This window comes from Nocardia salmonicida NBRC 13393 (genome assembly GCF_001613085.1).
Lineage (GTDB): Bacteria > Actinomycetota > Actinomycetes > Mycobacteriales > Mycobacteriaceae > Nocardia > Nocardia salmonicida.
Window position 1 is genome coordinate 40,475 of the sequence record NZ_BDBR01000008.1, and the last position, 14,313, is coordinate 54,787.

Sequence of the window (14,313 nt, forward strand, 5' to 3'; positions counted from 1 at the left end):
TAGCGTTGACCCATGTGTGCTGACTACACGGCTCCCGATTACGCGGCCCGGCGCGGTGCCCTGCGGAGCCTGCTCGTGGAAAACGGTGTGGACGCGTTGCTGGTGACCGATCTGGTCAACATCCGCTACCTGACCGGCTTCACCGGATCCAATGCCGTTGTCCTGGTGCACTCGTGGGATATGCGCGGCGCCGAGGACCGCACCGTCATCGGCACCGACGGCCGCTACTCCGCCCAGGTCGCCGAACAGGTTCCCGACCTACAGGCCGAGATCTGCCGGGCCACCGCGCGCCGCATCCTCGAACTGTCGGGGGAATGGCAGTTGGGCCGGGTCGGCTTCGAAAGTCATGTGGTGACCGTCGATCAGCATTCCGCGTTCCAGGAACTGCGCACCGGATTGCAGCTCGTTCCCACCGCGGGTCTGGTCGAACAGTTGCGCATGGTCAAGGACCCCTACGAGGTGGATCAACTGAGCGCGGCGTGCGCGGCCGCCGACGCGAGCCTGGCCACCCTGCTCGAGCGCGGCCTGCTGCGTGCGGGCCGTACCGAACGCCAGGTTGCCCGCGACCTCGAATGGGCGATGTTCGAGCACGGGGCCGAGGCGATCTCCTTCGAGACGATCGTCGCCGCCGGCGCCAATTCGGCGATCCCGCATCATCGCCCGACCGGCGCGGTCCTTGCCGTGGGCGACTTCGTGAAGTTCGATTTCGGCGCGGTGGTCAACGGCTACCACTCCGACATGACCCGCACCCTGATCCTCGGCGCCCCCGCCGACTGGCAGCGCGACATCTACGAACTGGTCGCCCGCTCGCAACGCGCGGGAACCGAGGCGCTCACCCCCGGCGCGCAGACCAGCGAGGTCGACGCCGCGGCCCGCACGATCATCGAAGAAGCGGGGTACGGCCCGCAGTTCGTGCACGGTCTCGGTCATGGGGTAGGGCTGCAGATCCATGAAGCACCCGGAGTGGCGAAAACGAGTACCGGTACACTTCTGGCTGGTGTGGCGGTGACCGTCGAACCTGGTGTATACCTTCCCGGCCGCGGCGGGGTCCGGATCGAGGACACGCTCGTGGTGCGCGAAGCGGGCCCGGAACTGCTCACCCGCACCAGCAAGGACTTGATCGTCGTCGAGTGACATCGGCGCGCAGAACGCAGTAACCCCCCAGTACGCAGTATTACGAACGAGGAGATCCGAGGACAGTGGCGGACACCAGCGACTTCAAGAACGGCCTTGTGCTGAAGATCGACGGTCAGCTCCAGCAGATCATCGAATTCCAGCACGTGAAGCCGGGCAAAGGCCCCGCGTTCGTGCGGACCAAGCTGAAGAACGTCGTGTCCGGCAAGGTTGTCGACAAGACCTTCAACGCGGGTGTCAAGGTCGAGACCGCGACCGTCGACCGTCGCGACATGACCTACCTGTACCACGACGGCACCGACTACATCTTCATGGACGGTGACACCTACGACCAGATCTCCATCCCGGAGGCCACCATCGGTGACGGTGCCCGCTTCCTGCTGGAGAACATGGGCGTGCAGGTCGCCGTGCACGAGGAGGCGCCGCTGTTCGTGGAGCTCCCCGTCACCATCGAGCTGGTCGTGCAGCACACCGATATCGGTCTGCAGGGCGACCGCTCCACCGGCGGCACCAAGCCCGCCACCCTGGAAACCGGCGCCGAGGTGGCCGTCCCGTTGTTCATCAACACCGGTGACAAGCTGAAAATCGACTCGCGCGACGGCAGCTACCTCGGCCGCGTCAACGGCTGATCGTGACCGACTCCCCGGCAGACAAGAAGGGCTCGTTCAAGAAGCTCGGCGCGCGCCACAAGGCACGCCGCCGGGCCGTGGACCTGCTGTTCGAGGCGGAGGCGCGCGATGTCGACGTCTCCGTGCTGCTCTCGGATCGCGCTGACCTCGCGACCCGCGACCAGAGCGTGGCCCCCGTGCACGCCTACACCACCACCCTCGTCGAGGGCGTCGCCGACGACCTGGACCGGGTCGACGGCACCATCGAGGGCTACCTCCAGGACTGGACCCTGCAGCGGCTGCCCGCCGTCGACCGGGCCATCCTGCGGATCGCGGTGTGGGAACTGTTCCACGCCACCGACGTCCCCCCGGTCGTCGCGGTCGACGAGGCTGTCGAGCTGGCCAAGGAACTGTCCACCGACGACTCCCCGTCGTTCGTGAACGGCGTGCTCGGCCAGGTCGTGCAGGTGGCGCCCCAGGTTCGCGCCGCCGCCGCGGCCACCGCCGCCACGAAGGCCGCCCGCGGCGAGGCGGAGTCCTGACCGTGGCGCGCAAGTACCTCGTGATGGCCGAGCGCACCCCGAAGTTCGACGCCTCGGTGATCGAACCGCACCGCACCTTCCTGCAGGATCTGCTCGCCGCGGGTCGACTCCAGGAAAGCGGCGGCTTCACCGACGGCACCGGCGGTGCCTACGTTGTCTTGGCCGAAAGCCATGCTGCCGCAACAGCGCTGGTGCACTCCGATCCGCTGCACACCACCGGTGCCTCGGACCTGACGATCCACGAATGGGAAATCACCATTTCGGCGTGAACCGTTCCGGACAGCCGCACGTCCGACGTGGACGTGCGGCTGTTCTGCTGTTCAAGTGCGGCACCGGCTTTGTCTCGTGAAACCGCTTCCGCGAGGCGTCGCAGACCTCGGCGTCATCGGCATCGACGCGGGTGTCGACCTCGAATGCCCCTGCGCCACAGGGAACTTTGCGTAGCCGAACCAAGTGTTGCCCGGATCGTTGACACACTCACCGACTTTCGCATTGAGATGAGTGCACAGGTACTTCCTGGAGCTGCTGGTGTTCTTTCGGCGATCCCGGGAGAAGTCCAGGTCTCCCGTCGCGCATTTCTGCGTACTCCATGCGCTGGTGATGATCAACACCGCGTCGGGGTCGGTACATGCCCGTCGATGGAAGTCCCAGCCACGTCGCCCCGGATCTGTGTAGTACCCGCAATCGCCGGTTCGCTCCGTATCCGATCGCGGCGAGAGCAGACCCCAGGCCATCAAGCCGACCGCCGCCAGCTTGCCACTGCCGCAATCGAACTCACGCATCACCGAGGATCCCGACGGCCTCCGCCGGTGGGTGTACGAGGAAACCGGCGGAGACGCGACCGACGCTGGGTAGGCGCGGTGTCGGGTGTGCGCTGGGCACGAAGTGATCTTGCTACCTCGAGTGCGCTCGAGGTCAAGGGGTTCAGCGGTCGGCGTGGACCAACGGGGCGAGGAAGCCGGTGAGCTGGGCCGCCGAGGGTTGGCCGAGGCGGCGGCCGAGGTAGTCGGGGGCGTCGGCGGCGGCTCGGCAGCGGTCCGGGTCGGTGTTGGACGGGTTGGCGGAATAGCGTTCGCCGAGCATGGTCGCCTTGGCCACCTCGCGTCCGGTGTGGAGTTCGTAGACGGCGATCTCGTAGGTGGCGCGGAAGAGGTTGACGGTGCGCCCTATCGGTGCACCGGCGGAGGGACCGTACTGGCAGGTCTGGACGAGGTCGCGCAGTTCCAGCTGCTTCATGCAGGCGATGAGCTGCACGGTCGACGGGTCGTCCGGGTTCCACGCGGTCGGATCATCCGGGTGGACCATGGCCGTGAGTTCACCGGACAGGTAGATCGGCCGTGCGCCGTCGCGCTGATAGGGCGCGGCATCAGGAAACGGCTTCTTGTCCGCGCCGCACATGCGGTCGTAGTCCGACATCTCGAATCGGCTCGCCTGTACCGCCGTGATCGCGAAGAACCCGGCCCCGAACAGGGCGATGAACAGCAGCAATGCGACACCGGGCCCGACCCGCAGTCCTCGCCTCGGCCGACTCCGCTCCCGAACGGGGCGATTGTGCCACCGGTCGATCAGCGACGAACCGTTCCCCCGACGCCATGACCGCCACCTGTCCGACAGCGTCGGTCGCCGCGTCGTCCGGTCGTGTTCGACCCAATCCGACCAGTGCTCCGAATTCTCCCGAGGTGCTTCCGGTTCCGGGGAACGGTACGCGGGCGCGACGGCGGGGGTGTCGCGCGACGGCGAGGGAGTGCTCCACGACCCGGTCCTGCCGGTCGAGCCGGCCGAACCGATCGCGGCGGCGGTGCCAAGGGCGGCAGCCGTACCGACCGCCGCACCCGCGCCGACCGTCGGACCGGGGGTGCTCGTAGCGGCATCCTCCCTGTCGTCCGATGTGGGTTCGTGGCGGTACGCCGAACTTTCACTCGCAGCACGTTCGCCGTCACCAGCCAACGGATCATCGATCGTGGACGATCCGGTTCCAGCGGTCGACTTGGTCAGCGAGACAACGTTTTCGGACGCTCTGTCCGATGCTTCGGCCACTTCGTCAGGGGTAGGCGAGTCCGTGTCTATCGTGTCGTCGTCGAAAGATGCGGTGGGTGCGACGCTTTCGCTGTGCGAAGCCGTGTCCGTTTCGGCCGACTCGCGTTCAGCAGCGTCGTCCGGAGACGGGTCTTTCTCGGACGAGGAGGCTTCGTTCGTCACCTGATCAGCGGGTTCGGGCCCGGATGGCGGCCGTCCGATCGCGGTGGCCGGTAGCGCCCCGCTGTCCGAATCATCAACGTGTGCAACGCTTTCCTCGCTCGAAGAAGGTGATTCCGCCACTTCCTCGGACTGTAGCGGTGTCGCGGACTCCTCGGGGCGAGATGACGTAGGGGCTCGATGGGCGAGCCTGTCGATCGCAGCGAGGAAGGCGGGTGTTGCCGCCTGGGTGACCCGTGCCGAACTGGTCGACGCCGCAGCCGGATTCGATGTGGTGTCGGAATCTGCTGTCCCTGAAGAGGAGCCGAGCTCCACGGCAGTCGGGCCGGCGGGTCGGGACGTGGTCGCCGGGTCGAGAACGGCCGGAAAACCCTGTGCCGTCAGCTCATCGGGCGACGGCAACAGGTGGCCCAGGTTCAATGCGGCGAACACCCGGGTGACGTCATCGACGCTGAGCCGGACGGTGCGCCCGCTCTCCGCCTGGAAATGATCGTGCAGCGCGCCGACGTCATCACGATCGATCAGCACCGCACGGTACCCGTCGGCGATTCTGGTTTCCTCGATGGTGATCTCGGTGCCGGGCTGGGACACCAGCGCGATCACCGCGTTCACCCAGCCGAAGATTCCGGACTGCTGCAGCAAGCTCTTGGCGGCGAACACCTGTCGGCGCACCTGGACGAACGGATTCGGTACCCGGACGGCGTGATAGAGCGCGGCGGGCTCGCCGTCGATGGTCCACGGCCCATTCGGTGGGGTGGCGAGAGTGCCTTCCTGACGGGCGGTGAAACCCTTCACCTCCACGATGGTCACGCTCTGCGGCGTGCACACCAACGCGTCGACCTCGACCGACCCGCCCCGGCTCTCCGGCACATGGCAGCGGAACACGGCGACGCCGCCCGCCCGAAACGCCTGGTCACGGAGGGCCGCGCCGACGATCTGTTCCGCGCCTTCGAGTTCGCTCTCGTCCGCGACAACGACGATCACCACGACCCCCTGTGCACCTGACTGCGGACTTCTACCAGGATACGGCCTCCACTAGCCGTATCGAAACCGAATCCTGTTGCTGAGCAACGCCTTCGGCAATGTCGATTACCGATCTCGCCACGGCGCCCCCGTGTTTCGACCTACCGCCGATGCCTCGCCGACCGGCCGAACCCGTTCTCGTGGCGGCTCGGGGACCTGACCTGCCGCCAGGACCAGCCCCGCCGATGCATTCGACGCCCGCATGTGCGGCAGAAGTGAACTCCCCATGCCCGGAATCCTACGGCCAGCCACCGACAATCCGCCATGTCAACGTATCCCTCAGTCACGCACAACCCGCCAACCGGGCATAGTCCCTGGCCCCGTCACGGCGACGAACCGCTGTCACATGATCGAACCCCGCGGGCGTTGCTGCTCGACGCCGGTGCGTGGCGTCGCGGTGTCGGTAGCGGCGGAGTGAACGCCGATTCGGCTGTATCCGACGAACTCATGGCGGGTTCGGTCGATCCGATGCTTGCGGTGAGGAGGCTGAGACCGGTGGTCGGTCATGGGACACCGCGGATTGACCCGTTCGTCGGGTGTCGCCGATGATGGTTGCGGGCGAATGCGGGGACGTCCGATTCAGCGCTCGGCACCGGAATTCAATGAGGAGCGTCTATGGACACCGATGTCAGCGTCGCCCTGAGCGATGTCACTGTGCGGGCCACTGTCACCGGCGCGGGACCGACGGTGCTGTTGCTCCACGCGGGTGGTGAGGATCGCCGTGTGTGGGCACCGATCTCGGCACGCCTCGCCGAAGGTGGGTTGCGAACGGTGGCCTACGACCTGCGCGGTCACGGCGAGAGCACCGGGCAGGCGACAACTCTTCGGGCGCTGCGCGACGACGTGATCGAGATGGTGCTGCGTGAGCCGACGCCGATCGTCGTGGTGGGAGCCTCGATCGGCGGGCTGGCCGCCATCGCCGCCCTCGCCGAACCGACTGTCGCGCAACGTGTCGTCGGCCTGGTTCTCGTGGATGTCGTGGCCTGGCCCGATCCGGATCGGGTCCGCGCATGGCTCGGTGATCTCGGGCTGGGCGATCGCCGGGCCGATCTCGTGGAAGACACTCTGACGTGGGGCCCGCGACTGCAGGCGACGGCCGCGGCGTCGGACCTGCCCATCCTGCTCGTGCATGCCGAACGCTCACCGCTCAGCGCCGCCGATGTGGACCGGTTCCGCGCGGCGAACCCTCGGGTCACCGTCACCGAGTTGTCAGATGTCGGCCACCTCGTGGCGCGGGAAGCTCCAGAGGAACTGGCCCGCATTCTGTCGGTCTGCGTCCCCAGCTGGCTGGCCGCCGACCCGGTCGTGCGCGGTGCGTTCGAATTCCAACGCACTCTCGGGACGGAACACATCGAACATCCCGGCGGGACGTTGCACGCGCATCTGCATCGGGTGCACGCCCTCGCGGTCGAATGGAACGCCGCGCCACGTGCCCAGCTGGCGGCGATCTGTCACGCGTCATATGGCACCGACGGTTTCGCGCATGCCCTGCTTCCCACCGAGGATCGCGGGCGTCTGCGCGCCGTCATCGGGGCCGATGCGGAGGCGCTGGTGTACCTCTACGGCGCCTGCGATCGTGAGCGGACATACCGAGACCTCGGGCAGCGACCGTTGACCGTGATCGACCGGTTCACCGGTGAGTCGAGGGCGATCGAAGGGGCGGATCTGCGCGATTTCGCGGAGCTGACGATTGTCAACGAGCTCGATGTGGCACGCCATGCGAGCCTGTCGGCATCCACTCGCGAAGGCATCCGGGACCTCGTCCGCGCGCTGGCGAGCTACGCCCCCACCGTGGCGGCGCGAGCCCTCGCCGACCCCCGAGACGGTGGCCTGCCGACCACCGCGTAGCGGCTGTCGGGGGGTCGGTGTTCACCGGACGCCGCGCGGGCGGAACTGGATGCTGATGCGGGGTCCGACGGGGCGCGCGGTCTTGGGAACCGCGTGCTCCCAGGCGCGCTGACACGCGCCACCCATCACCAACAGGTCCCCATGTCCCGCCGTGAACCGCACACTCGCACCGCCACCGCGCGGCCGCAGCAGCAGCGAGCGCGGCGCCCCGACCGACACGATCGCGACCATCGTGTCGTGGGTGGCGCCGCGGCCGATCGTGTCCCCGTGCCAGGCGACGCTGTCGCGGCCGTCGCGATAGAAGCACAGCCCGGCCGTCAGGAACGGTTCACCGAGCTCGGCCGCGTAGTGCGCGGAGAGCGCCGCCCGCGCATCGACCAGAATGTGATCGGGCAGCGGATCGTTCTCCCCGAAGAACGACACCAGCCGCGGCACGTCGACCACCCGGTCGTACATCGGCCTGCGTTCGGCATGCCACGGCACCCGCTCGGCCAACCGATCGAACAGCTGACTCGCGCCGCTGAGCCAGCCGGGTATCACATCGACCCAGCTCGTGGCATCGAGCTGGGTGCGCCGGATCGCCTCGATCGAACCCAGGGCAATCGCATCACCGTCGAACAGTGAACCTTGCAGGGGCAGCGACATGAGCGACAGTCTACAACGTGTTCGAATGTATGTTCGATAGATGGTGTTCGATCAGGAGTCTTGCGGACGCAAGGCTGCCAAGGTGTCGCCGGTCCGATAGAGCTCGAGGAGAAGTGGCCGCAGCGCCCGGCCGCGATCGGTGAGGGCGTAACTCGTGCGCACGGGGAAGCCGCGGTGCGTCCGTCGCTCGACCAGTGCGCGTGCTTCGAGGTCGCGGAGACGGTCGGTCAGCACTTTGGCGCTGAGCGACGGCAGCCGGTCCCGTAACTCGCCGAACGAGAGCGGCCCACTCATGAGTTCGCGCAGAACCAGAGTTGTCCAGCGGCCGGAGATGGCGGCCAGGGTGACCTCGACGGGGCAGTCAGGTTCCGGCGCGCGGGTTCGCCCGCGGTCGTCGGGCACGAGCTCGTCGTCCCAGCCCGCGTCGGTCACCGTTTGGTTGCCTACGCGCGGGCCGAGTTGGCTGTCGCTATGACCCATACCAGTTCTCGTCACAACCCCACTGTCGCCCTCACTGTCGACCCGAGGCAACATCCCGCGGTGTTCGCGGCCCGCTTCAACACCTTCGACTCGGACTCGCTCGCCGAGGTGTACACCGACGACGCCGTATTCGTGCCGGAACCGGGCAGCGAGGTCACCGGGCCCGCGTTGCGCGCGGCCAATGCCGAGTTCCTCGCCCTGGGCCTGCCTATCCGAGTAAGCCCGCGCCACACGTACGTCGCGGGAGATATCGCGTTGCTCATCGTCGACTGGGAGATCGACGGCACCGGCCCGGACGGCGAGCCGGTCCACGTATCGGGAACCGCCACGGACGTCGCCCGTCGCGACGCCGACGGCTTCTGGCGCTACGTCATCGACAATCCGTTCGGTGTCGCCTGAAGCCGGCGACCTATGATCGGCAACCGTTCCGCACGGACTACCGGCTCAGTCCTGGCCGGTGACCGCGATCCAGATGGCGGCGGGTCGTCGTCGGTACACCGGTGAGTCGCTGAGGCCGGTCGTGTGCGCGGCGACGGCGTCCCGGACGATGTCGCCGCGCTCATCGCGGACACCTTGCGCTTCGAGGAATTCGGCCGCGAGATCCGCACCGTCGATCTCGAATCGTTGTGTGCCGTTGGCAGGACACTCGAGGAATCCGGTCACGTGAAGGTGGTGATCCGAGCCGCCGGGATCGTCACGGCCGCAACAGAACGGTGCCGAAGGCGGCCCGGTCCTCGAGCATTCGGTGCGCGTCCGCGGCACCGGCGAGGGGGAGGACCGAATGTACCGCGGGTGTCAGTAGTCCCTGTGCCGTAGCCGTGAGCGCCGCCGACCGCTGCCGGGCGACTTCGCCGAGCCATGCGCTGCCCGCGCAGCCGGTGAGCGTGAGCCCGCGCAGGATCAGATCGGTGACGCCCAGCTGTGCGGGTGCGCCGTCGAGCCAGCCGTAGCTGAGAATCCGGCCGCGCAGTGGCGTGATCCGGTCGAGCAGTGGGATGAGTGAATCGCCTCCGATGGAATCGAATACGACGTCGACCGTGCCGCCCGCGAGCAGGTCGGCCAGCTTGTCCGCCCAGTCGGGCGCGGTGTGGTCGAGCACTTCGTGCGCACCGTTGTCGCGGGCGAGGCGGGCTTTCTGTTCCCCGCCCGCGGTGCCGATGACGCGCACGCCCGCGGCGGCGCACAGCTGGGCGAGACGGCCGCCGACGCCGGTCGCCGCTGCTTCGATCAGCACGGTCTCGCCTGCGGCGACCGCCGCGGTCTGCATCAGGGCCAGCGCCACCGACCCTGACATCAGGATCGCGGCGGCGTGCTCGGTGGTCAGACCCTCCGGAATCACCGTCACCGAATCGGCTTCGGCGACAACGAGTTCGGCATAGGATCCGAACCCGCTGGTCGACGCGACCACCCGCGCGCCGAGCAATCCTCGATCTACGCCCGCGCCCAGATCGACCACAGTGCCCGCCGCCTGGAATCCGAAGACCTCGGGCAGTGGTGCGGGAAAGGGGAACGCGCCGGCCCGGACCTTGGTCTCCGGGTACAGCACCGGCACCACCTCCGTCCGGACGACGACCTGCCCGTCGCCCGGACGAGGTTCGCCGACCTCACGCGCGACCAGGACCTCGGGTGCGCCGGTCTCTGTCATTACGATTGCCTGCATCAGAACTCCATAAGTTGACTGCCGGTCCAGATATCTCGAACGATATGGACCGGCGGTCAACTTGTCAACGATCGGCGGGTGCCGAGAAAGCGGGTGCGATGACCGACCGACGTCCCACCGAACGCGCCGACGCGGCGCGCAACCGTCGAGCGATCCTCGATGCCACCGCCACGCTGCTGGCCGAACACGGCGCGGCCGGGGTGACGATGGACCGCGTGGCGGCGGCGGCGGGCGTCGGGAAGGGCACCATCTTCCACCGGTTCGGCAGCCGCGCGGGCCTGCTCTACGAGCTCGTCGCCGAGGGCGCTGTCGCGCTGATGGCGGCGGTCTCGAGCGGCCCGCCACCCCTGGGACCCGGCGCGGCGGCGACCGATCGGCTACTGGCCTTCTTCGACGCCATGACGAGTCTGGTCACCGACGACGTGGAGTTGATCGCGGCCTATCAGGCGATGCCGCCGCATCCGCGCAGCGCCGAATTCCATACGTTCTGGGCTCAGCACATCGGCACGCTCCTACGTGAGGTCCGGCCCGATATCGACGCCGACACCGTGGGCGCACTGTTGTTGTCGACTGTCGGCGGGGAACTAGCTCAGCACATGGCCAGAGCAGGAGAAGTCGACCGATTGCGCTCGGCGATCGAGGAACTGGTTCGTTCGGTTCTGCGCGTTCCCTGAGCGCGTTGTTCGCGGTTACCGCGGAAGCGGCACTGTCACACGAAGTCCGCCGGTCGCCGCTACGCTGCGACAGATGGTTCCGCTGTCACATGCCGCGGCCTTCGCCGTCGCCTCCCTGATCATCATCGTGATTCCCGGCCCGAACGTGCTGTTCGCGATCGGCCGGGCATTGACGCTGGGGCGCCGGTCCGCTGTGCTGTCGGTCGCGGGGGCCGTCGCCGGATCGTTCGTGCCGTTGGTCGCGGTGTCGGTGGGCCTCGGTGCGGTCTTGATGGCCTCGGCGACGTTGTTCCTGATCGTGAAGATTGTCGGAGCCGGATACCTGATCTATCTGGGCGTCGCGACGATCCGGCGGCGCAAGGAGCTGGCGGCGGCCTTGCACTCGAATGCCCCGAGCGTCGGTGGAAGTCGGGTGCTCGGCCAGGGATTCATCGTCGGTGCCACCAACCCCAAGACGATCGTCTTCTTCGGCGCGGTCCTTCCGCAGTTCGCGGTACCAGCCCAGGGTGCACTGCCCGCGCAACTGCTGATCCTGGGCGCGATCTTCCTGACGATCCAGGCGCTGTCGGATGGTTGCTGGGCACTGCTCGCGGCGACGGCGCGGTCGTGGTTCGCGCGTTCTCCGCGTCGCCTCGAAACTGTCGGCAGCACAGGCGGACTGATGATCATCGGAGTCGGGGCGGGTATGGCGCTGACCGGTACCCACTGACCGATATCGGGCCTCTTCCGAGGTGTGCTCACTCGTTGCCCCTTCTAACTTATAGCTCACCCGGGGGCTTGCGGCAAGGCCCCGGTGGTGCTGCAGAATCGCTGGGCAACGCAGGGACCAGCCACATTCGGGAGTGACGAAGATGCAAGAGATGACCACCGACGTGATCGTTGTCGGCGCTGGACCTGCCGGAATGATGCTGGCGGGGGAACTGGGTCGGGCGGGGGTGCGGCCGTTGGTGCTCGAGCGTCGGGAACAGCCGGGCACCGCGCAGAAGGCCAGTGGTCTCGGTGGGCGGATTCTGGATGTGCTGCGATATCGGGGACTGCTCGATCGGATGATCGCGGGCAGCGGTGACCCGAGTCCGAAGCCGATCTTCCCCTTCGGCGGGGTGTACCTGGACTTCACCGGGCTCGACGAAACGCCGATGCACGCCATGGCGATGCCGCAGGCACGGGTCGAGGAACTGCTGGCCGAGGACGCCGTCGACCTCGGCGCCGAGATCCGGCGCGGACACGAGGTGCTCGCGGTGACCCAGGTCGACGACGCGGTGATCGCGGAGGTGAACGGCCCGGACGGGCGCTACCGGGTGCGTGCCCGCTACCTGGTCGGCTGCGACGGTGGCCGCAGCCGGATCCGCGAATTGGCGGGGATCGGCTTTCCCGGCAGCACCTATCCGGAGGTCAACCGGTTGGCGGTGGTCGCGGTGCACGAGTCGGTGACCGTGCTCGACGACGGCGGGATCGAGGTGCCCGGATTCGGCCGGATCGATCCGGGATTCACTCACACCGACAACGGAGTGTTCGCGCTCGGCCGGGTCAGTGCCGAGGACCGGGTGATGTTCTTCCAGACCACCGAGAACGACGATGCCGAATACGACAACGACGAACCGCTGTCCATGGCCGAACTCGGCGACAGCGTGCGACGCGTGCTGGGCGCGGAGGTTCCGCTGGGCGCGCCGACTCGCTTGTCGCGCTACCAATTCCAGGACCGGCAGGCCGAAAACTACCGGGTGGGCAGGGTTTTCCTGGCCGGTGACGCGGCGCATCTGCTGCCCGCCACCGGTGCCGCGATGAACCTCGGCATGACCGATTCGGTGAACCTGGCCTGGAAGCTGGCCGCCGATCTCCGAGGTTGGGCACCGGCAGACCTGCTCGACACCTACCACTCCGAACGCCACTTCGCCGGTGGCCGCGCACTGCTGCAGACCCGCGCCCAGGCCGCCCTTCGCCAGGGCCAGGACCCCGCCGCCGAGGCACTGCGAGCGGTATTCCAGGAACTCCTGTCCGACGAACCCGCGTTGCGCCGCATGGGAGCCCTCGTCGCCGGTACCGATCTGCGCTACGAGATCAGCGGAACCCATTCGCTCACCGGCACTTTCGCACCCGATCTGATCCTGCACACCGATCAGGGCACCACCGGCGTCGCCGAACTCATGCACGCCGCGCGACCGATCTTCCTCGACCTGGCCGACCGTGCCGACCTGCGCGAGGTCGTCGGAGAGTGGGCGCCGCGCGTCGAGATCCACTCGGGCAAGACCCTCGATCGCCCGGCCGACGCTCTGCTGATCCGCCCCGACGGTCATATCGCCTGGGCAGGGACGATCGGCGAACCATCGGACACCGCCGCCGCTGATCTGCGTGCGGCGCTGACCATGTGGTTCGGCGTCCAGGAATCGCGCGAACACCGGGAAGCGTTCGGCTTCCGGCGCTGAGTTTCCGACAGCGGGGTCCCACTCACGTGACCGCCACGTGACGCAATGTCACCGCGTTGAAATCCGTGTCCGTCTGTGGATTACTCCTGGGATGAATTCGATCTCGACCACCGAACGGTCGGCGACGCGCGTGTTGCCAGGCTGGTCGGTGCCGATGGTGTTCATCGTCGCGGCGACCTCGCAATATGTGGGCGCGGCACTCGGCGTATTCCTCTTCGACACCACCGAACCGGCCACGGTCGCCTGGTTGCGCGCCGCCGCGGCGGGAGTGGCGTTGCTGGCATGGCGACGTCCGTGGCGGACCCGCTGGACGCGGCGGGGCGTCGTGACGGCGACGGGCTTCGGGATCGTCACCGTGTCGATGAACATCGTGTTCTACGAGGCCATCGCGCGCATCCCGCTCGGTACCGCCGTTGCCATCGAATTCCTCGGTCCGGTCGCTGTTGCCACACTGGGCTCGCGACGGGCTCGCGACCTGCTCGCCGTGGCGCTGGTGGCGATCGGGGTGGTGTTGCTGGCCGGCGTGCAACTCGGTGTCGAGCTGGTCGGTGTGGGTTTCGCGCTCGCCTCGGCCGTTCTGTGGGCGGCCTACATCCTGGTCGGCAAGCGCGTCGCCGACACCGGCGACGGCCAGGATTCCCTCGCTGTCGGCATGGCGGCCGCCGCCGTGCTGCTGGCACCGTTCGTGCTGATCCCGCAGCTGGCGATCGATGCCGCGGTGTTCGCCGACCCGCGGACCTGGCTGCTCGGTCTCGGTGTCGGCGTGCTGTCGAGCGCGGTGCCGTACGCGCTGGACCAGGTGGTGCTGACCGCCGTAGGCCGCGCGCGTTTCGCCTTGCTGCTCGCGTTGCTCCCGGCGACCGCGACCGTCGTCGGCGCGATCGCCCTCGCGCAACGGCCCACGATGCTCGAACTCGCGGGCATCGCCCTGGTCATGCTGGCCCTGACGATCAGCGCGCTGCCCACCCGTCAGACCGCGCCGGAACCGCCCGCGCCACTGTGACCGGTCGCCCCGATCAGGCACGAGGATCAACTAGCCGGTATTCCAGTGTGAGCGGCACAGGGGTTGCATCTCCCCTG

15 protein-coding genes are annotated in these 14,313 nt (G+C 67.9%); 10 read left to right on the top strand and 5 right to left on the bottom strand.

Annotated elements, in window-relative coordinates; genetic code table 11:
• Window positions 1–12: 12 nt before the first annotated feature.
• From NS1_RS07960 to NS1_RS07975, 4 genes are all read left to right on the top strand, one after another.
• Window positions 13–1,134: a M24 family metallopeptidase gene (locus NS1_RS07960; RefSeq protein WP_062983004.1), complete on the top strand. Its 1,122-nt coding sequence runs from the start codon at window positions 13–15 to the stop codon at window positions 1,132–1,134.
• Window positions 1,135–1,199: 65 nt separating this feature from the next.
• Window positions 1,200–1,763 carry an elongation factor P gene (gene efp / locus NS1_RS07965; protein WP_056810621.1) on the top strand — a complete coding sequence of 188 codons (564 nt, stop codon included), beginning with the start codon at window positions 1,200–1,202 and terminating at the stop codon, window positions 1,761–1,763.
• 2 nt (window positions 1,764–1,765) lie between these two features.
• Window positions 1,766–2,284: a transcription antitermination factor NusB gene (gene nusB / locus NS1_RS07970; protein WP_056810618.1), complete on the top strand. Its 519-nt coding sequence runs from the start codon at window positions 1,766–1,768 to the stop codon at window positions 2,282–2,284.
• Between the two features lie 2 nt (window positions 2,285–2,286).
• Window positions 2,287–2,553 (top strand): YciI family protein, encoded by a 267-nt coding sequence (locus tag NS1_RS07975; protein ID WP_062983005.1) that lies wholly within the window; start codon window positions 2,287–2,289, stop codon window positions 2,551–2,553.
• A gap of 655 nt (window positions 2,554–3,208) precedes the next feature.
• Here the strand turns inward: NS1_RS07975 and NS1_RS07980 are convergent.
• Window positions 3,209–5,467 (bottom strand): nuclease-related domain-containing protein, encoded by a 2,259-nt coding sequence (locus NS1_RS07980; protein WP_084503592.1) that lies wholly within the window; start codon window positions 5,465–5,467, stop codon window positions 3,209–3,211.
• Between the two features lie 651 nt (window positions 5,468–6,118).
• Between NS1_RS07980 and NS1_RS07985 the strand changes: the two genes are divergently transcribed.
• Window positions 6,119–7,351: an alpha/beta fold hydrolase gene (locus tag NS1_RS07985; RefSeq protein ID WP_062983007.1), complete on the top strand. Its 1,233-nt coding sequence runs from the start codon at window positions 6,119–6,121 to the stop codon at window positions 7,349–7,351.
• Window positions 7,352–7,372: 21 nt separating this feature from the next.
• Here the strand turns inward: NS1_RS07985 and NS1_RS07990 are convergent, their stop codons facing one another.
• Window positions 7,373–7,996, bottom strand: coding sequence for an alpha-ketoglutarate-dependent dioxygenase AlkB (locus NS1_RS07990; protein ID WP_062983009.1), 624 nt, complete (start codon window positions 7,994–7,996; stop codon window positions 7,373–7,375).
• Window positions 7,997–8,047: 51 nt separating this feature from the next.
• Window positions 8,048–8,476 (bottom strand): winged helix-turn-helix transcriptional regulator, encoded by a 429-nt coding sequence (locus NS1_RS07995; protein ID WP_062983011.1) that lies wholly within the window; start codon window positions 8,474–8,476, stop codon window positions 8,048–8,050.
• Between NS1_RS07995 and NS1_RS08000 the strand changes: the two genes are divergently transcribed.
• Window positions 8,468–8,875 (top strand): YybH family protein, encoded by a 408-nt coding sequence (locus NS1_RS08000; protein WP_056810597.1) that lies wholly within the window; start codon window positions 8,468–8,470, stop codon window positions 8,873–8,875. The two genes, NS1_RS07995 and NS1_RS08000, sit on opposite strands and share 9 nt — an antisense overlap.
• A gap of 45 nt (window positions 8,876–8,920) precedes the next feature.
• On the opposite strand, the gene NS1_RS08005 is transcribed toward NS1_RS08000, so the two are convergent.
• Together NS1_RS08005 and NS1_RS08010 are read right to left on the bottom strand one after the other, a co-directional pair.
• Entirely contained in the window at window positions 8,921–9,139 is a 219-nt protein-coding gene (locus NS1_RS08005) for a hypothetical protein (protein WP_062983013.1), read from the bottom strand.
• 31 nt (window positions 9,140–9,170) lie between these two features.
• Window positions 9,171–10,136: a quinone oxidoreductase family protein gene (locus NS1_RS08010; RefSeq protein ID WP_062983015.1), complete on the bottom strand. Its 966-nt coding sequence runs from the start codon at window positions 10,134–10,136 to the stop codon at window positions 9,171–9,173.
• 98 nt (window positions 10,137–10,234) lie between these two features.
• Here NS1_RS08010 and NS1_RS08015 point away from each other — a divergent pair, with 98 nt between their 5' ends.
• From NS1_RS08015 to NS1_RS08030, 4 genes are all read left to right on the top strand, one after another.
• Window positions 10,235–10,810, top strand: a complete 576-nt coding sequence (locus NS1_RS08015) for a TetR/AcrR family transcriptional regulator (RefSeq protein ID WP_062983017.1) — start codon at window positions 10,235–10,237, stop codon at window positions 10,808–10,810.
• Window positions 10,811–10,883: 73 nt separating this feature from the next.
• Window positions 10,884–11,519 carry a LysE family translocator gene (locus tag NS1_RS08020; protein ID WP_062983019.1) on the top strand — a complete coding sequence of 212 codons (636 nt, stop codon included), beginning with the start codon at window positions 10,884–10,886 and terminating at the stop codon, window positions 11,517–11,519.
• Window positions 11,520–11,670: 151 nt separating this feature from the next.
• Window positions 11,671–13,233 carry an FAD-dependent monooxygenase gene (locus tag NS1_RS08025; protein ID WP_062983495.1) on the top strand — a complete coding sequence of 521 codons (1,563 nt, stop codon included), beginning with the start codon at window positions 11,671–11,673 and terminating at the stop codon, window positions 13,231–13,233.
• A 91-nt stretch (window positions 13,234–13,324) separates the two neighbouring features.
• Window positions 13,325–14,236, top strand: a complete 912-nt coding sequence (locus NS1_RS08030; protein ID WP_062983021.1) for an EamA family transporter — start codon at window positions 13,325–13,327, stop codon at window positions 14,234–14,236.
• Window positions 14,237–14,313: the final 77 nt, after the last annotated feature.